Raw genomic sequence first — 17,593 nt, forward strand, 5'->3', positions numbered from 1 at the left:
GCCGTGCGGAGAGGCGCGCGGCGGTCCGCCGGGGCCGGACCCGGCGGGTCCTGCTCCGACGGACCGGTGGTCAGCCCGTCACGACAGCGGCGGGTACGCGTTCTTCATCAGCTCCTGGAACTGGGCGGAGAACCAGTGCCCGGAGATCGGGGCGTCGGGCAGCGCACCCGACATGTTGTTGTTGTTCCGGGGGTTACCGGTGTAGGTCGGGTCGCACATCCGGTCGAAGCCCTTGCCCTCGTCGTTGGGGATGACCTTGCTCGCCCCGTCCGACTCACCCGGGGGCTTCATCCAGACGTAGGCGTCGATCCCGGGCTCCGGGGAGGCCTGCGGCCGCTCACCGAGGCCGGCTCCCGACTGGTTGCACCAGTTGCCGAGGTGGATGCGGCGGTCGTAGCGGCCACCATCCACGTAGGTGTCCACGCTGGTCGTCGCGCCGGGACCGGTGGGCCGGTTCGCACCGCCCCAGCCGTTGCGGGAGGTGTCGATCAGCATGCCGATGCCCGAGTCGAAGCCGATCGAGACCAGCTGGTTGCGCAGCGCCTGGGCGTACGACAGCTCGTCGGTGTAGCGGTTCCAGTCGACCCACTTCGACTCGCGCACCGACTTGCCGGCCACGCTCTGGCCGATGGAGAAGTGGTCCTCCTTCAGCGCGCTGTAGTTGGCCGTGTTGGCGATGAAGCCGTGCACGTCGGCGACGGTCGCGCCCTCGGCGGTCGCGGCCTGCTTGAACATGTCGGCGGAGGCGCCGAAGTTGTCGTCCCAGCCCAGCCAGCCGTGGTGGCCGGCGTCCACGTAGTTGTAGACGTTGGGCACGTCGCCGAGCTTGTTCAGGGCGTAGCCGACGCCCTTCACGTAGTTGCCGTTGGCCTTCATCACGTCGCAGTTGGGCGTGGCGGTGGCCCGCGGTGTCACGTTGGTGACCAGGTTGGGCAGGGAGTCGATCTCGACCGTGGTGACGATCCGCAGGTCGGCGTACTTCGGGTCGGCGAGGATGGCCTTGATCGGGTCGATGTACTGCGTCTTGTACTTGTCGATCTCCGTCGGACCGAACTCGCCGTTGGAGGCGAGGGCGGCGCAGTCACGGCCGGGCAGGTTGTAGACGACCAGCTGGATGACGAGTTCGCCGGAACCCTTCTGCCGCAGGGCCTCGTCGAGGTGGTCGCGCAGGCCCATGCCGCCGTTGACGCCGTTGATGGCGGCGGTGCGGTCCAGCCAGACGCCGGTGGGCTGGTTCGCGATGCGGCTGCCGCCCGGCTCGGCGGCGGCCTTCGCGGACCACTCGGGGTTCACGTACACCTTGGCGCCGTCGTAGGGGTTGTTCACCCGGTCGCCGGGCGGGTCGGTCGGGTCCGGCGGATCGGTGGGGCCGCCGCCGGAGTCGACGTTGCAGGTCACGCCGTCGAGGGTGAAGGTGGCGGGGACGGCGTTGCTGCCGCTGTAGGTGCCCTGGAAGCCGAAGGAGGCCGATCCCCCGGTGGCGAGGGTGCCGTTGTAGGACTCGTTGGCGACGGTGACGGCGGCACCGGACTGGGTGACCTTGGCGTTCCAGGCGCTGGTGACCTTCTGGTTGCCGGCGTACGACCACTTCACCGCCCACGACGACTTGGCGGCGCCGTTGTTGGTGACCGTCACGGACGCGGTGAAGCCGGTGGACCACTGGTTCTGGACCTCGTAGTCCACGGTGCAGGGGACGGCGGCCGTTCCGGCCTCGCCGGGGACGGCGGCGATCGCCGTCCCGGTGGCGCCGGCGACCAGCGCCACGGCGGCGAGGAGCGCGGTTCTGGTGCGACTCATGGTGCGGGTTTCCTATCCGTAGGGGGCTGTCCTTCTGGAGCGCGCGCGGACCATCGCGCGGCCTGGTGCCTTACGGGTGGGAGCGCCGTCCTCCGGGCCTGGTCGGGACAGGCCTGTGGTGCCGGCCGGGGGTTTCCGGGCAGCATGGACGGCAGATGGATCCCACGGAACGAGCGACCCCGCGTCAGGTGCTCCACACGTGCACGGGCATGGCTGAAAGTACTGAACGCGGGGGGTGGCGCATGAGCGACTCCTTGCAGGTCGGACACGTCGGGACGGACGCGTCGACTGGTGGAACCGCTCCCACTGGTGCACATGAAGCTAGCGCCAAGTGACGGCAAAGAACAGAGGGACTGCCGACTTTCCCCCGGCTCGAACCGTCGAATGTTTTCGATTCGCCCCAAGTCTTGACCGCCCTTCACCCCGTCCTCACTATGGGAGCGCTCCCACTGGTTCAAGCCTTGACATCTCCGAGTCGCAGGAGGGACCAGCACCATGCATCCCCCACCCAGGAGACGCAGAGGCGTCCGGCGGTTACTGACGGCCGCCGCGGCCGCTCTCGCGCTTCCGCTGACGATGCTCTCGACCGGCTCGACCCCTGCTCGGGCGGCCGCGCTCCAGTGCAGCGTCGACTACAAGACGAACGACTGGGGCTCCGGATTCACCGCGGAGCTGACCCTCACCAACCGCGGTGCGGAGGCCATCGACGGCTGGACCCTGACGTACGGCTACACGGGCGACCAGAAGCTCGTGAACGGCTGGAACGGCAGCTGGACGCAGTCCGGCACGACCGTGACCGTGAAGGACGCCGGGCACAACGCCCGGATCGCCGCCGGCGCCGCCGTCACGACCGGCGGCCAGTTCACCTACAGCGGCAGCAACGCCGCGCCCACCTCCTTCGCGATCAATGGAACCCCCTGCGTCGGCGCCCACCAGCCGCCGGTCGCCGTACTGACCAGCCCTCAGGCCGGCGCCGTCTACACGCGGGGAGAGACGGTTCCGCTCGCCGCCACCGCGGCGGCGGCCGACCAGGCCACCATCACCAAGGTGGAGTTCTACGACGACACCGAGCTGCTGGGATCGGACAGCAGCGCGCCCTTCGCGCTCTCCGTCGCCAATTTGACCGTGGGCAGTCATTCCCTGGTGGCGAAGGCGTACGACAGCATGGGCGCCTCCGCCGACTCGACCCCGGTCGGCATCACGGTCGCCTCGGGACCCGCCGTGGTGGCCACGCCGTCCCAGCTCGGCGTCCAGCAGGGCGAGTCGGGCACGTACGAGGTGAAGCTGTCCAAGCAGCCGAGCTCCGACGTGACCGTCACGACGGCACGGGCGAGCGGCAACTCGGGGCTGTCGGTCTCCGGCGGCGCGTCGCTCACCTTCACGCCGTCGAACTGGAACACCGCGCAGAAGGTGACGATCGCCGCCGACTCCTCGGGCAGCGGCTCGGCGGTCTTCGAGTCCTCGGCGCCGGGCCACGCCAAGGCGGCGGTCACGGTGACGCAGCTGGGCGCCCGGAAGACGTACGACGCACGTTTCCTGGAGCTGTACGGGAAGATCACCGATCCGGCGAACGGCTACTTCTCGCCGGAGGGCATCCCGTACCACTCGGTCGAGACACTGATCGTCGAGGCACCGGACCACGGCCACGAGACCACCTCGGAGGCGTACAGCTACCTGCTGTGGCTGCAGGCGATGTACGGCAAGGTGACCGGTGACTGGTCGAAGTTCAACGGGGCCTGGGACATCATGGAGAAGTACATGATCCCGACCCGTGCGGACCAGCCGACCAACTCCTTCTACAACGCCTCGAAGCCGGCCACCTACGCGCCCGAGTACGACACCCCGAACGAGTACCCGTCCGCGCTCGACCCGGGCGTCCCGGTCGGCCCCGACCCGATCGCGGCCGAGCTGAAGTCCGCCTACGGCACGGACGACGTCTACGGGATGCACTGGATCCAGGACGTCGACAACGTGTACGGCTACGGCAACTCGCCCGGCAAGTGCGAAGCGGGTCCGGCGGACACCGGGCCGTCGTACATCAACACCTTCCAGCGCGGCCCGCAGGAGTCGGTCTGGGAGACCGTCCCGCAGCCCACCTGCGACGCCTTCAAGTACGGCGGGAAGAACGGCTACCTGGACCTGTTCACCAAGGACGCGTCCTACGCCGAACAGTGGAAGTTCACCAACGCCCCGGACGCCGACGCGCGTGCCGTGCAGGCCGCGTACTGGGCGGACCTGTGGGCCAAGGAGCAGGGCAAGGGCTCCCAGGTCTCCGCCACGGTCGCCAAGGCCGCGAAGATGGGCGACTACCTGCGCTACGCCATGTTCGACAAGTACTTCAAGAAGATCGGCGACTGCACCAGCCCGTCCTGCCCGGCCGGCACCGGCAAGGACGCCTCGCACTACCTGCTGTCCTGGTACTACGCCTGGGGCGGCGCCACCGACTCCTCGGCGGGCTGGGCCTGGCGCATCGGCTCCAGCCACGCGCACGGCGGCTACCAGAACCCCCTCGCCGCGTACGCGCTGAGCAGCTACGCGCCGCTGAAGCCGAAGTCTGCGACGGGCGCGGACGACTGGGCGAAGTCCATGCAGCGGCAACTGGAGTTCTACCGCTGGCTGCAGTCCGCCGAGGGCGGCATCGCGGGCGGCGCGACCAACAGCTGGGCCGGCCGGTACACGACCCCGCCGTCCGGCACGCCGACCTTCTACGGCATGCACTACGACGAGAAGCCGGTCTACCACGACCCGCCGTCCAACCAGTGGTTCGGCTTCCAGGCGTGGTCGATGGAGCGGGTCGCCGAGCTGTACCAGCAGACCGGCAACGCGCTCGCCAAGTCGGTCCTCGACAAGTGGGTGGACTGGGCGCTGTCCGAGACCACGGTCAACCCGGACGGTTCCTTCCGGATCCCGTCGACGCTGCAGTGGTCGGGCAAGCCCGACACCTGGAACGCGTCGTCACCCGGCGCCAACAACGGACTGCACGTCACGGTCGCCGACTACACCAATGACGTCGGTGTGGCCGCGGCCTACGCCAAGACGCTGACGTACTACGCCGACCGCTCCGGTGACACGGAGGCGGCGACCACGGCGAAGGCGCTGCTCGACGGCATGTGGGAGAACAACCAGGACGCGCTCGGCATCGCCGTCCCGGAGACCCGCGCCGACTACAACCGCTTCGACGACCCGGTCCACGTCCCGAGCGGCTGGAGCGGCACCATGCCCAACGGCGACGTGATCAACTCGTCGTCGACGTTCGAGTCGATCCGCTCCTTCTACCAGGACGACCCGGCGTGGTCGAAGATCGAGTCCTATCTGGCGGGCGGCGCCGCGCCCACCTTCACGTACCACCGGTTCTGGGCCCAGGCCGACATCGCCCTGGCCATGGGCTCGTACGCGGAGCTTCTCGAATAGCCCCCGCCGACGCTCCGCGGACCGGTCCCGGCACCTGACGCCGGGGCCACACACGGCCGGGCGGTCCCACTCGCTCACGGTGGGGCCGCCCGGTCCTCGCACGTTCTCCCCACTCTCCCTCCCCCACCCCGAGGAAGGAACGCACCGTGCGAAGAACCCGCACCCTCACGGTCGTGCTCGCGCTGGCGGCCGGCCTGCTCGCGGGCGGCCTGCCCGCCCGCGCGGCCGGTGACGCCCCGGAGCCGGCCGGCACCACCCTTGCCGCCGACACCTACACCTGGAAGAACGCCCGTATCGACGGCGGCGGGTTCGTCCCCGGCATCGTCTTCAACCGCAGCGAGAAGAACCTGGCCTACGCCCGCACCGACATCGGCGGCGCCTACCGCTGGCAGGAGCCGACGAAGACCTGGACCCCGCTCCTCGACTCGGTCGGCTGGGACGACTGGGGCCACACGGGCGTGGTGAGCCTCGCCTCCGACTCCGCCGACCCCGACCGGGTGTACGCGGCGGTCGGCACGTACACCAACGACTGGGACCCCACGAACGGCGCGGTGCTGCGCTCCACGGACCGGGGCGCGAGCTGGAAGAAGACGGATCTGCCGTTCAAGCTGGGCGGGAACATGCCGGGACGGGGCATGGGGGAACGGCTGGCTGTCGACCCGAACCGCAACAGCGTGCTCTACCTGGGCGCGCCCAGCGGCAAGGGGCTGTGGCGGTCGACCGACTCGGGCGCCACCTGGTCGCAGGTGACGAGCTTTCCCAACCCCGGCAACTATGCGCAGGACCCGAGCGACACCTCCGGCTACGCCTCCGACAACCAGGGCATCGTCTGGGTCACCTTCGACGAGTCCACCGGCGGCTCCGGCAGCGCGACGAAAACGGTCTACGTCGGCGTCGCCGACAAGGAGAACGCGGTCTACCGGTCGACGGACGCCGGCGCCACCTGGCAGCGGCTCGCCGGGCAGCCGACCGGGTACCTCGCGCACAAGGGCGTCCTTGACGCCGAGAACGGCTACCTGTACCTCGCCTACAGCGACACGGGCGGCCCCTACGACGGCGGCAAGGGCCGGCTGTACCGGTACGCGACGGCGACCGGCGCCTGGACGGACATCAGCCCGGTGGCGGAGGCCGACACCTACTACGGCTTCAGCGGCCTGACCGTCGACCGGCAGAAGCCGGGGACGGTGATGGCTACGGCGTACAGCTCCTGGTGGCCGGACACCCAGATCTTCCGCTCCACGGACAGCGGCGCGAGCTGGACCAAGGCGTGGGACTACACGTCGTACCCGAACCGGGAGAACCGCTACACCATGGACGTCTCGTCCACGCCGTGGCTGAGCTGGGGCGCGAATCCGTCGCCGCCCGAACAGACCCCGAAACTCGGCTGGATGACCGAGGCGCTGGAGATCGACCCGTTCGACTCCGACCGGATGATGTACGGCACGGGCGCGACGATCTACGGCACGGAGAACCTGACCGACTGGGACGACGACACGTCGTTCACCATCACCCCGATGGTGCGGGGCCTGGAGGAGACGGCCGTCAACGACCTCGTCTCTCCCCCCTCGGGTGCCCCGCTGATCAGCGCGCTCGGTGACATCGGCGGCTTCCGGCACACGGACCTCACCAAGGTGCCGCCGATGATGTTCACCCAGCCGAACTTCACGTCGACGACCAGTCTGGACTTCGCCGAGTCCAGCCCGAGCACGGTGGTGCGGACCGGCAACCTGGACTCCGGTCCGCACATCGCGTTCTCGACCGACAACGGCGCCAACTGGTTCGCGGGGACCGACCCTTCGGGCGTGAGCGGCGGCGGCACGGTCGCGGCGGCGGCCGACGGCAGCCGGTTCGTGTGGAGCCCGCAGGGCGCGGGCGTGCACCACACGACCGGGTTCGGCACGTCCTGGTCGGCGTCGAGCGGCATCCCGGCGGGGGCGGTCGTCGAGTCCGACCGGGTGGACCCGAAGACGTTCTACGGCTTCAAGTCCGGCAAGTTCTACGTCAGTACGGACGGCGGTGCGACGTTCACGGCGTCGGCGGCGACGGGACTCCCGGTCGGCGACAGCGTGCGCTTCAAGGCGCTTCCGGGTGCGAAGGGCGACATCTGGCTGGCGGGCGGGGCGAGCGACGGACCGTACGGCCTGTGGCACTCCACGGACTCGGGCGCGACCTTCACCAGACTGCCGAACGTCGACGAGGCCGACACCGTCGGCTTCGGCAAGGCAGCGCCGGGCGCCTCGTACCAGACCCTCTTCACCAGCGCGGAGATCGACGGCGTACGCGGCATCTTCCGCTCCACGGACCGGGGCGCGACCTGGACCCGCGTCAACGACGACGCCCATCAGTGGGGTTGGACCGGCGCGGCCATCACGGGCGACCCGCGGGTCTACGGCCGGGTCTACGTGGCGACCAACGGCCGCGGCGTCGTCTACGGCGACACCTCGGACACCGGCGGCGGCACGGGTCCGGAGGAGCCGGACCCCGAGCCTACGGCCGCCTGCAAGGTGACCTACCGGATCACCAACCAGTGGACCGACGGCTTCCAGGCCGACGTCCAGCTGACCAACACGGGCTCGACCGCCTGGAACGGCTGGTCCCTGAGCTGGTCCTTCGCGGACGGCCAGAAGATCTCCCAGCTCTGGAACGGGTCCCACACCCAGTCGGGCGCGGCGGTGACGGTCCGCGACACCGGCTGGAACGGCACGGTGGCGGCGGGATCGTCGGCGGCCTTCGGCTTCACGGCGACCAGATCGGCGACCAACAACAGGCCCACCGCCTTCGAACTGGGCGACGAGACCTGCACGGTGAGTTGAGCCGGTGTCCCCGGCCCGCCCGCACCGGGTGCGGGCGGGCCGGGGTCCGGTCAGGGCGTGTAGACCGTCGGCCTGGGCGGGGTGGGCATGCCGGCGCCGAGGAAGAAGCCGGTGTGCGGGGGCTGGTTGTAACCGGTGTTCTGCCAGGCCAGGGACGTGCGGTACAGGGTGTCGTGGAGGAGGGTGGTGACCCTGCGGTCCGTGTCGTGGGGGGTGGAGTAGATACGCAGGTTCCTGTTGTCGGCGGTGCGCCAGACGACCTCCTCGCGCCAGTCGCCCAGGATGTCACCGGACAGGACCGGGGTGGCCTTGGTCCCGTTGTTCGAGGCCACGCCCGCCCCGGTCAGCAGGCGGGTGTCGGAGGAGGTGCCGTACTTGTCGATGCGGGTGCCGTCGAGGAGTTCGCGCACGGGGTCGCCGTCCCACCAGGCGAGGAAGTTGGCGGAGGACGGCTTGCGGCCCTTGGGGGCGCCGCTCCTGTCGCGGATGGAGCCGTCGGACGAGGACCACATCTCCGGGCCGGAGTTGCCCGGCCAGATGTCCGCGGCGACGCCCCGTCCGTTGTCGCAGCAGGCGCCGAGCTTCCAGCGGACCGCGCCGTTCGCGGGATCGACGGAGAGGGCGGCGGGCTGGCCGGTGGACTCGGAGACCTTGTAGTACTCCAGGCCGGAGGTCGACGGGTCGAGGTCGCCGAGGTGCTGGGCGTCGCCGTGGCCGGTCCTCGTGGTCCACAGGGCGTTGCCGCCGTCGTCGACGGCCATCGAGCCGTAGACGATCTCGTCCCGGCCGTCGTTGTCGACGTCCCCGACGGAGAGGCTGTGGGAGCCCTGGCCGTCGTACCCCTTGCCGCTGTTGGTGGAGGAGCTGGTGTCGAAGGTCCAGCGGCGGGTGAAGGAGCCGTTCCGCCAGTCCCAGGCCGCGATCACCGTGCGGGTGTAGTAGCCGCGGGCCATGATCAGGGAGGGGCGGGCGCCGTCCAGGTAGGCGGTGCCGGCGAGGAAGCGGTCGACGCGGTTGCCGTAGGAGTCTCCCCAGGAGGAGACGTTGCCGCGCGCCGGGACGTAGCCGACGGTGCCCATCGCCTTGCCGGTCCGCCCGTCGAACATGGTCAGGTACTCGGGTCCGGAGAGCACGTAGCCGCTGGAATTGCGGTGATCGGCCGAGGAGTTGCCGATCACCGCGCCGGTGCCGTCCTTCGTTCCGTCGGCGGTCTTCATGGCGACCTCGGCCCTGCCGTCGCCGTCGTAGTCGTACACCTGGAACTGGGTGTAGTGGGCGCCGGAGCGGATGTTGCGGCCGAGGTCGACGCGCCACAGCCGGGTGCCGTCGAGCTTGATGCCGTCGACGATCGTGTTGCCGGTGTAGCCGGACTGGGAGTTGTCCTTGGCGTTGGTGGGCTGCCACTTGAGCACGAGGTCGAGGGCGCCGTCGCCGTCGAGGTCGCCGACGGAGGCGTCGTTGGCCTCGTAGGTGTAGGAGACGCCGTCGGGCGCGGTGCCGCCGGCGGGCGGGGACAGGGGCACGTCCTTGTAGCCGGCGCGGAACTGGACGGCGTGCACCGAGTCGCCCTGCTCGGTGCCGTTCACGACCGCGCGGACCGTGTAGTCGGCGTGGGCGGGGGCGCCGGAGTGGAAGAAGGTGGTGGAGCGGGTGACCGGAGTGGAGTTGACCTTGGTGCCGGCCCGGTAGACGTTGAACGCGACGTCGTCCGGGTCGGTGCCGAGCCAGCGCCAGCCGACCAGGTTCCCGCTGCCGGTGTGCACGCTGACGACGCCGCGGTCCAGCTTCTCGACCTGCCGTGCGGTGGCGGCCTCGGCGGGCTCGTCCGACAGCGCGGTCAGGCCGGCGCCGGCCAGCGCCGCCACGGCGAGCGCCGCGGGCAGGACGACACGGCGTCTGCGGTGCCTGTGGGGGTGGGTCATGGGAGGGCCTCCTGGGAGGACGGGGGGGTTCCGTCCCTCAGTCGCCGCCGGAACGCTCCGGGTTGCCGCCCCGCGGCTTCCGGTACGCCCTGAGCCGGAACACGGGGTCGGCTCGGGGCCGGTCCTGGTCGGGGAGCTCGGCCAGCCGGGCGGCGAACTCCTCGGCGATCGGCTCACCGGGCGGCAGGGTGACGAACCAGCCGCGCCGCAGGTCCGCGATGGTGCGACGGGGACTGCGGCCCTGGCCGCGCCCCCGGAAACGGGCCTCCCCGGCGGGGAGCAGACCGTGCCCTGCGGCGCAGGCGTCGACGGCGTCGGGGGCGTCGGGTACCGGGCTGCGCGGGCGTGCGGCGAGGATCGCGTCGATGTCGCTGCCGACGTTGTGCGAGGCGCCCTTGTGGACGGTGGTGACGTACACCCCGCCGGGCCGCAGCACGCGGGCACACTCGGCGACGACCGCCCGTACGTCCTCGGGACCGGACATCAGGTGCAGCAGCCACACGCTGACGACGGCGTCGAACCGGGCGTCGCCGAAGGGCAGCCGGCGGCTGTCGGCGCGGACCACGGCGCCCGGCAGGCGGGCGGCGGCCCTCCGGGTCATCGCCGCGGAGAGGTCGACGCCCGTCACCCGCAGACCGGCGCGGGCGGCGGCCAGCCGCCGGGTCACGATGCCGGTGCCGCACGCCACGTCCAGCAGATCCCGTGCACCTCCCGGTACGAGGCCCGTCACCGCGTCGGCGGCGGCCGCCGCCCGCGGTTCACCGCCGCGTGAGACGTCGTACCGTTCCGCTTCCTCGTCGTAGTCCAGCACGCGCCTCAGTGTGCATCGTGTCCGGGCGCCAGCTCCTCCACCCTGCGGGCGAGTTCGAGGTCCTTCTCGGTGACGACGCCGCCCGCGCTGTGGGTGTGCACGGACAGGGCCACGGTGTCGTAGCCGAGGGTGAGGTCGGAGTGGTGGTCGAGCTCCTCCTGCACCTGGGCGATGTGGACGACCATCGCCGTCGCCGCGAAGTGCGAGCCGAGCCGGTAGGAGCGGGTGATCCGGTCGCCGTCGAGCGACCAGCCCGGCAGCTCGGCCAGCCGCTCCTCGGTCTCCTTCTGCGACAGCGGTTCGACGGGCATGGTCTGTACTCCTTCGCCGGTTCGGGTCCCGTGGCCCCGTGCGGGACTCCCAGGCTGCCACAGAGGACCCCTCGATGCCCCGCTCGGAGCGGGTGCCTCCCCGGCAGGACCGTTTCTCGATTACCGTCCTGGCATGACCACTGTCACATCTCACGCCGCTTCCCGCGCCGGGGGCGTGGGTCCGCTGTTGCGCGCCTGGCGGGAGCAGCGGCGGGTCAGCCAGCTGGAGCTGGCCCTGCGCGCCGATTCCTCCGCCCGGCACATCAGCTTCATCGAGACCGGCCGCTCCCGGCCCAGCGAGGAGATGGTGCTGCGGCTGGCCGAGCACCTGGACGTCCCCGTGCGGGAGCGCAACGCGCTGCTGCTGGCGGCCGGTTACGCGCCCCACTACCCGGAGACCCCGCTGGACGACCCCGCGCTTGAGGTCGTGCGCGCGGGCATCGAGCGGCTGATCGGCGGCTTCGAACCGTATCCGGCGCTGGTGGTGGACGCGATGTACGACGTCGTGGCGGCCAACCGGGGTGTCATGGCGCTGTTCGACGGCGTCCCGGAGTCGCTGCTGACGCCGCCGCTGAACGCGGTACGGCTCACCCTGCACCCGCGGGGGCTGGCGCCGCGGATCCGGAACCTGCGGGAGTGGCGCGGCCACCTGCTGGAGCAGATGCGGCGGCACATCGCCCTGCACCGCTCGGAGCGGCTGCGGGCGCTGTACGACGAGGTGGCGGCGTTCCCCGTGCCGGACACCGCCGGTCGGCAGGAGGAACCGGCCGAGCCGGTGGCGTACTTCGCGCTGCCGATGCTGATCGAGCACGGGGGGCGGACGCTGTCGTTCGTCTCGTCCATCTCGACGTTCAACACGCCCATGGACGTGACCGTCGCCGAGCTGGCCGTGGAGACGCTGCTCCCGGCGGACCCGGCGACGGCCGAGTACCTCCGGACCTGGCTGGGCTGACGCGCGCCCCCAGCGCCCGGTGCCGGAGCAGGGCGAGGCCCGCTGCGGCGAGCGTCCGGAGGACCGTCCGCACCACGCCTGCGGCGGTCGGGGCGAGCCACGGCGCGAGGGCGGCGAGACCCACCGCCGTCCGGGCGCGGCCGGCCTCGACGACGATCCGCGTGCCGGGCGCCGACGGGTGCGGCCGGGTGGCCGGCGGGCCCGCCGGCCGCATGCCCGGCGAGGAACGGACCGAGCCCGGGCGACAGCGCTGACGAGGCGCCGCCGGCCCCCCTGTGGTCCGATCCGAACGGCGCCCCGGCACGGCGAGCTGGGTCGTGGACATGACGCATCGTCCTCCGCCGGGACCGGTCGCCGGGTTCCGGGCCGAAGTGCGCCGGCCCGCGACCCGGTGTGTCCACGATCCCGCGCGGGTGGGACCGGGTCGATCATCCGCCGGGTCATGCGGCGGGAGACAGTGGAGCGGAGCGGACGCCCGTGGCTCGTGAGAGTCTCGGAGGGACATGACAGACTGGGCACGTGCCCGGGCGCGTTGGGGAGGCGTGGCGTGAGTGAGCGGCGGGCCGCACCCACGGTGGGCCAGGTGGTCCTGGGAAGGCGGCTGCAGGAACTGAGGGAGGCGGCGGGCCTCTCACGGGAGGAGGCCGCCCGCGTCCTGCGGGTGGCGCCCGCGACCGTACGGCGGATGGAGACCGCCGAGGTCGCGCTGAAGATCCCGTACGTCCAGCTGCTGCTGGGCGCCTACGGGGTGCCCGAGGACGAGTCCGCCGCGTTCGTCGAACTCACCGAGGAGGCGAACCGGCCGGGCTGGTGGCAGCGGTACGGCGACGTGCTGCCCGAGTGGTTCAGCATGTACGTGAGCCTGGAGGGCGCCGCCCGTATCATCCGCTCCTACGAGCCGCACTTCGTGCCGGGGCTGCTGCAGACCGAGGAGTACGCGCGTGCCGTGCTGGAGGCCGGGACGATCGGGAACATCGGGACCGAGGTGGTCGAACGGCACGTGGCGCTGCGCATGGAGCGCCAGCGGCTGCTGGACCGCCCCGACCCGCCGCACCTGTGGGTGCTGATGGAGGAGACGGTGCTGCGCCGTCCGGTGAGCGTCGACGGCCGGGTGATGCGCGACCAGCTCGACAAGCTCCTCGAATACTCCGCGCGGGACCGGATCACGCTGCAGATCGCCGAGTTCGCGGACGGGCCGCACCCGGGGACGTACGCGCCCTTCTCCCTGTTCCGGTTCGCCGAACCGGAGCTGCCGGACATGGTGTTCACCGAGTACCTGACCGGCGCCCTGTACCTGGACTCCCGCAAGGAGGTGTCGGCGCATCTGGAGGTCCTGGACCACATGACGGCGCGGGCGGCCTCGGCACAGCGCACCGAGAAACTGCTGCGGGAGTGCCGCGAGCACTACTGAGCCGCGCACCCGAGCAAACCTTCGAACCCACGAGGAGAGGACCGCCCATGACCGGACCCGGCACCGCGCCCGTCCGCATCGACACCAGCCGACCGCATCCGGCCCGGGTCTACGACTGGTGGCTCGGCGGCAAGGACAACTACCCGGTGGACGAGGAGCTGGCGCGGAGGATCCTCACGGCGGACGGCACGGTGTTACGCGGGGCGCGGGCCAACCGCCGGTTCATGCACCGGGCCGTGCGCACCGTCGCCGAGGCGGGGGTGCGCCAGTTCCTGGACGTCGGCACGGGCATCCCCACGGAGCCCAATCTGCACCAGGTGGCGCAGGGCGTCGCCGCGGAGTCCCGCGTGGTGTACGCGGACAACGACCCGATCGTGCTGCGGCACGCGGAGGCGCTGCTGCACGGTACCGCCGAGGGCAGCACGCGGTACGTGCACGCCGACGTACGGGACGCGGACACGCTGCTGCGCCGGGCCGCCGAGTCGCTGGACCTCGGCCGGCCCGTGGCGCTGTCGCTGGTCGCGCTGACCCACTACCTGGACGACGACCCGGACGGCGACGACGTGTACGGCCTGCTGGAGCGGTACAGGGCCGCGCTGGCGCCGGGCAGCTACCTGATCCTCTCCCAGGTCACGCCCGATCTGAGTCCCGAGGCCGTGGAGCGGGCGGCGGACCTCTTCGGGCGCAGCGGCACGCCCTTCCACCCGCGCTCGCTGGCCGCGTTCTCCCGCTTCTTCACCGGCCTCGAGCTGCTGGGGCCGGGGGTCATCCCGGTACACGGGTGGCGCCCGGCGGCGGAGGACGTGGCGGCGCAGGCGGAGGGCATCGTGCCGGTCTACGCGGGGGTCGCCCGCAAGCCGTGACCGGCGCGGCGGGTCAGGCGGCGCCGTCCTCCCGCCGGCCGGTGTCCTTGTCGTCGTCGACGATCTCCGCGTCGACGACGCCGTCGTCGTCGTCCTGCGGGGCGGTGTGCTGTTCGCTTCCCCCGGCCGGGGTCTGCTGGGTCTGCGCGTACATCGCCTGGCCCATCCTCTGGCTGACGGAGGCGAGTTCCTCGACGGCGGCGCGCAGTTCCGCGGTGTCGGAGGACTCCTGCTCCAGCAGCCGCTTCACCTCCGTGACGGCCGACTCGACCTCGGTCCTGGTCCCGCCGGGCACCTTGTCACCGTTGTCGCGCAGGAACCGCTCGGTCTGGTAGGCGAGTTGTTCGGCCTGGTTGCGGGTCTCGGCGGCCTCGCGGCGTTTGCGGTCCTCCTCCGCGTACTGCTCGGCGTCGCGCATCATGCGGTCGATGTCGTCCTTGGGGAGGGCCGAGCCGCCGGTGACGGTCATCTTCTGTTCGCGGCCGGTGGCGAGGTCCTTGGCGGAGACGTGCATGATGCCGTTGGCGTCGATGTCGAAGGCCACCTCGATCTGCGGGATGCCGCGCGGGGCCGGGGGCAGGCCGGTGAGGTCGAAGACACCGAGCTTCTTGTTGTGGGCGGCGATCTCGCGTTCGCCCTGGTAGACCTGGATGCCGACCGAGGGCTGGTTGTCGGTGGCGGTGGTGAAGACCTCCGAACGCCGGGTGGGGATCGTGGTGTTGCGTTCGATCAGTTTGGTCATGATGCCGCCCTTGGTCTCGATGCCCAGGGACAGCGGGGTGACGTCGAGGAGCAGCACGTCCTTGACGTCGCCGCGCAGGACGCCCGCCTGGAGGGCCGCGCCGAGGGCCACGACCTCGTCGGGGTTGACGCCCTTGTGCGGTTCCTTGCCGGTGAGTTCGCGGACCAGGCCGGTGACGGCGGGCATCCGGGTGGAGCCGCCGACCAGGATGACGTGGTCGATCGCGGACAGCTGCACGCCGGCGTCCTCGACGGCCTGGTGGAAGGGCTTCTTGCAGCGATCGAGGAGGTCCTCGGTGAGTTCCTGGAACTGGGCGCGGGTGAGCTTCTCGTCCAGGTGCAGGGGGCCTTCGGCGGAGGCCGTGACGTAGGGCAGGTTGGTCGAGGTCTCGGTGGACGAGGACAGCTCGATCTTCGCCTTCTCGGCGGCCTCCCGCAGCCGCTGCACGGCCATCTTGTCCTGCGCCAGGTCGACGCCGTACTGCCCCTTGAAGCGTGTGGCGAGGTACTCCACGACGCGCTGGTCCCAGTCGTCGCCGCCGAGGTGGGTGTCGCCGTTGGTGGCCTTCACCTCGATGACGCCCTCGCCGATGTCCAGCAGCGACACGTCGAAGGTGCCACCGCCCAGGTCGAACACCAGGACGGTCTGGTCGTTCTCCTTGTCCAGGCCGTACGCCAGGGCCGCCGCCGTGGGCTCGTTGATGATCCTGAGCACCTTCAGGCCGGCGACCTCCCCGGCCTCCTTGGTGGCCTGCCGCTGGGCGTCGTCGAAGTACGCCGGCACGGTGATGACCGCGTCGGTGACCTCCTCGCCGAGGTAGGCCTCGGCGTCCCGGCGCAGCTTCTGCAGCACCCGGGCGGACAGTTCCTGCGCCCGGTAGCGGGTGCCGTCGACGGAGCCCTGCTCGGGGAACCGCCAGTGCGCGTCGCCCATGTACCGCTTGACCGAGCGGGCGGTGCGTTCGACGTTCGTCACGGCCTGCCGCTTGGCGACCTCGCCGACCAGCACCTCGCCGTTCTTGGCGAAGGCCACCACCGAGGGGGTCGTACGGGCGCCCTCCGCGTTGGCGATGACGGTGGGCTCACCGCCCTCCAGCACCGCCACCACCGAGTTCGTGGTTCCCAGGTCGATTCCGACCGCACGTCCCATCGCTGTCCCCTTCCGCCAGGGCACCTCTCCGGACTTCCAGCACAAAACTTGAGCGGTCGGTTGTCAATGGCTCGAGCGGTCGGTGGTCAACGGGACGCATGGTCACGCAGGGCCACGGCGCGGCGGGGCCGGTCGGTGACCAGCACGTCCACGCGCGGGTCACCGAGGAAGCCGCGCAGCGCCGCGTCCTCGTTGACCGTCCACACCATGGTGAACAGCCCGCCCCGCGCCGCCTCGCGCAGCACGGTGGCGCGGGCCAGCCGCCAGTGCGCGGCGACGCCGTGGGCGCCGCAGGCGCGGACCCGGCGCATGGGCAGCAGCTCGCCGATCCGGGTCCGCACCAGTAGGCCCCGGCGGATCTCCCCGGCGTCCCGGCCGAGGGACAGCACGGCGCGCACCCGCGGGCGGGCGGCGGTGATGGCGGCGACGGAGCTGTCCTCGAGGGTGGTGGCGACGAACCCGTCCTCGCCGAGCAGGGCGGCCGCGCGGTCGATCAGCTCCCTCTCGTAGCCGGTCTCCTTGAGGTCCAGATGGGCGACGAGCCTCCCGGCGACCAGCCCCATCACCTCCTCCGCGACGGGCACGGGGTAGCCGGCGCGCTCGTTCAGCTCGGCGTGGGTGAGCGTGGACAGCGGCGGGCCAGCGCGGCGTACGCGGGGGTCGTGGTGGACGACGAAGACCCCGTCCGCGGTGCGCCGTACGTCGAGTTCGACGTACTCCGCGCCGGACGCGAGCGCGTCCTCGTACGCCTCCCGGGTCGCCGGGGCGGCGCGCTCGGAGCCGCCCCGGTGGGCGGAGACGGCGGGACGTGGCGTCATGGTGGTCGGCTCCGGGTGGGATGTGCCGCAGGCCGCCCCGGGAAGGAGCGGCCTGCGGTGGTGCGGTGCGGCGGGCGGGTCAGGCGAGCTTCGCCGTCAGGGTGATCTCCGTGCCCTTCAGCGCCTGGCTGACGGGGCAGTTCACCTTGGCGTCCTCGGCGGCGGCGACGAAGCCGGCCTCGTCCAGGCCGGGGACGGTGCCCTCGACCGTGAGGTGGATGCCGGTGATGCCCTCGCCGGGCACGAAGGTGACGTCGGCGGAGGTGGTCAGCCGGGTCGGCGGGGTCCCGGCCTTGTCGAGACCGTTGGAGAGGGCCATCGAGAAGCAGCTGGAGTGCGCGGCGGCGATCAGCTCCTCCGGGCTGGTCCTCCCGTTCGCCTCCTCGGCCCGCGACGCCCAGGTGACCGGCTGCTCGGCGATGGCGCCGGAGGAGTCGAAGGCGACGACCCCGCTGCCCTCGAAGAGACTGCCTTCCCAAACGGTGTGTGCGGAGCGCGTGGCTGCCATGACGCATCCTTTCGAAGATGTCCGGCCGTGTGTCCGGCGGTGTTCGGTCCGGGCGCCCGGATCACCGGGCGCCCTCTTCCATCCG

The 17,593-nt window shown here is 71.4% G+C and carries 12 protein-coding genes; 5 read left to right on the plus strand and 7 right to left on the minus strand.

The features are described from left to right. Positions 1-78: 78 nt before the first annotated feature. Entirely contained in the window at positions 79-1,797 is a 1,719-nt protein-coding gene (locus tag KYY02_RS08775; protein WP_371237056.1) for a glycoside hydrolase family 6 protein, read from the minus strand. 495 nt (positions 1,798-2,292) lie between these two features. On the opposite strand from KYY02_RS08775, the gene KYY02_RS08780 reads away from it, so the two are divergent. Both KYY02_RS08780 and KYY02_RS08785 read left to right on the plus strand, forming a co-directional pair. Then, the gene (locus KYY02_RS08780) at positions 2,293-5,208 is read left to right on the plus strand and encodes a glycoside hydrolase family 48 protein (protein ID WP_371237057.1); all 2,916 of its coding nucleotides are present in this window, start codon (positions 2,293-2,295) and stop codon (positions 5,206-5,208) included. Between the two features lie 146 nt (positions 5,209-5,354). After that, positions 5,355-8,021: a cellulose binding domain-containing protein gene (locus tag KYY02_RS08785; RefSeq protein ID WP_371237058.1), complete on the plus strand. Its 2,667-nt coding sequence runs from the start codon at positions 5,355-5,357 to the stop codon at positions 8,019-8,021. A gap of 50 nt (positions 8,022-8,071) precedes the next feature. On the opposite strand, the gene KYY02_RS08790 is transcribed toward KYY02_RS08785, so the two are convergent. The 3 genes from KYY02_RS08790 to KYY02_RS08800 are packed head-to-tail and all read right to left on the minus strand — an operon-like array spanning position 8,072 to position 11,065. Further along, complete coding sequence (locus KYY02_RS08790; RefSeq protein ID WP_371237059.1) at positions 8,072-9,943, minus strand: rhamnogalacturonan lyase; 1,872 nt, start codon at positions 9,941-9,943, stop codon at positions 8,072-8,074. Between the two features lie 37 nt (positions 9,944-9,980). Further along, positions 9,981-10,754, minus strand: a complete 774-nt coding sequence (locus tag KYY02_RS08795) for a class I SAM-dependent methyltransferase (protein WP_371237060.1) — start codon at positions 10,752-10,754, stop codon at positions 9,981-9,983. A gap of 5 nt (positions 10,755-10,759) precedes the next feature. Further along, positions 10,760-11,065 carry a 4a-hydroxytetrahydrobiopterin dehydratase gene (locus KYY02_RS08800; RefSeq protein ID WP_371237062.1) on the minus strand — a complete coding sequence of 102 codons (306 nt, stop codon included), beginning with the start codon at positions 11,063-11,065 and terminating at the stop codon, positions 10,760-10,762. A 133-nt stretch (positions 11,066-11,198) separates the two neighbouring features. Between KYY02_RS08800 and KYY02_RS08805 the strand changes: the two genes are divergently transcribed. From KYY02_RS08805 to KYY02_RS08815, 3 genes are all read left to right on the plus strand, one after another. Beyond that, positions 11,199-12,017 carry a helix-turn-helix domain-containing protein gene (locus KYY02_RS08805; RefSeq protein WP_371237064.1) on the plus strand — a complete coding sequence of 273 codons (819 nt, stop codon included), beginning with the start codon at positions 11,199-11,201 and terminating at the stop codon, positions 12,015-12,017. 547 nt (positions 12,018-12,564) lie between these two features. Beyond that, entirely contained in the window at positions 12,565-13,428 is an 864-nt protein-coding gene (locus KYY02_RS08810; RefSeq protein ID WP_371237066.1) for a Sco1979 family transcriptional regulator, read from the plus strand. A gap of 47 nt (positions 13,429-13,475) precedes the next feature. Then, the gene (locus KYY02_RS08815; protein ID WP_371237067.1) at positions 13,476-14,291 is read left to right on the plus strand and encodes an SAM-dependent methyltransferase; all 816 of its coding nucleotides are present in this window, start codon (positions 13,476-13,478) and stop codon (positions 14,289-14,291) included. A gap of 13 nt (positions 14,292-14,304) precedes the next feature. Here the strand turns inward: KYY02_RS08815 and dnaK are convergent, their stop codons facing one another. The 3 genes from dnaK to KYY02_RS08830 all read right to left on the minus strand — a co-directional run bounded on the left by dnaK (position 14,305) and on the right by KYY02_RS08830 (position 17,508). Continuing rightward, positions 14,305-16,182 carry a molecular chaperone DnaK gene (gene dnaK, locus KYY02_RS08820; RefSeq protein WP_371237069.1) on the minus strand — a complete coding sequence of 626 codons (1,878 nt, stop codon included), beginning with the start codon at positions 16,180-16,182 and terminating at the stop codon, positions 14,305-14,307. Positions 16,183-16,268: 86 nt separating this feature from the next. After that, the gene (locus KYY02_RS08825; protein ID WP_371237071.1) at positions 16,269-17,000 is read right to left on the minus strand and encodes a glycerophosphodiester phosphodiesterase family protein; all 732 of its coding nucleotides are present in this window, start codon (positions 16,998-17,000) and stop codon (positions 16,269-16,271) included. Between the two features lie 79 nt (positions 17,001-17,079). Next, the gene (locus tag KYY02_RS08830; RefSeq protein WP_371237073.1) at positions 17,080-17,508 is read right to left on the minus strand and encodes an OsmC family protein; all 429 of its coding nucleotides are present in this window, start codon (positions 17,506-17,508) and stop codon (positions 17,080-17,082) included. Positions 17,509-17,593 lie beyond the last annotated feature (85 nt).

This window comes from Streptomyces pimonensis (genome assembly GCF_041380215.1).
GTDB lineage: Bacteria > Actinomycetota > Actinomycetes > Streptomycetales > Streptomycetaceae > Streptomyces > Streptomyces pimonensis.

Excerpts from the sequence above, each read along its gene's own strand:
- KYY02_RS08815 (WP_371237067.1), top strand. The coding sequence starts at position 13,476 with ATGACCGGACCCGGCACCGCGCCCGTCCGCATCGACACCAGCCGACCG.
- KYY02_RS08800 (WP_371237062.1), bottom strand. The coding sequence starts at position 11,065 with ATGCCCGTCGAACCGCTGTCGCAGAAGGAGACCGAGGAGCGGCTGGCC.
- KYY02_RS08805 (WP_371237064.1), top strand. The coding sequence starts at position 11,199 with ATGACCACTGTCACATCTCACGCCGCTTCCCGCGCCGGGGGCGTGGGT.
- KYY02_RS08825 (WP_371237071.1), bottom strand. The coding sequence starts at position 17,000 with ATGACGCCACGTCCCGCCGTCTCCGCCCACCGGGGCGGCTCCGAGCGC.
- KYY02_RS08775 (WP_371237056.1), bottom strand. The coding sequence starts at position 1,797 with ATGAGTCGCACCAGAACCGCGCTCCTCGCCGCCGTGGCGCTGGTCGCC.
- KYY02_RS08830 (WP_371237073.1), bottom strand. The coding sequence starts at position 17,508 with ATGGCAGCCACGCGCTCCGCACACACCGTTTGGGAAGGCAGTCTCTTC.
- KYY02_RS08790 (WP_371237059.1), bottom strand. The coding sequence starts at position 9,943 with ATGACCCACCCCCACAGGCACCGCAGACGCCGTGTCGTCCTGCCCGCG.
- dnaK (WP_371237069.1), bottom strand. The coding sequence starts at position 16,182 with ATGGGACGTGCGGTCGGAATCGACCTGGGAACCACGAACTCGGTGGTG.
- KYY02_RS08780 (WP_371237057.1), top strand. The coding sequence starts at position 2,293 with ATGCATCCCCCACCCAGGAGACGCAGAGGCGTCCGGCGGTTACTGACG.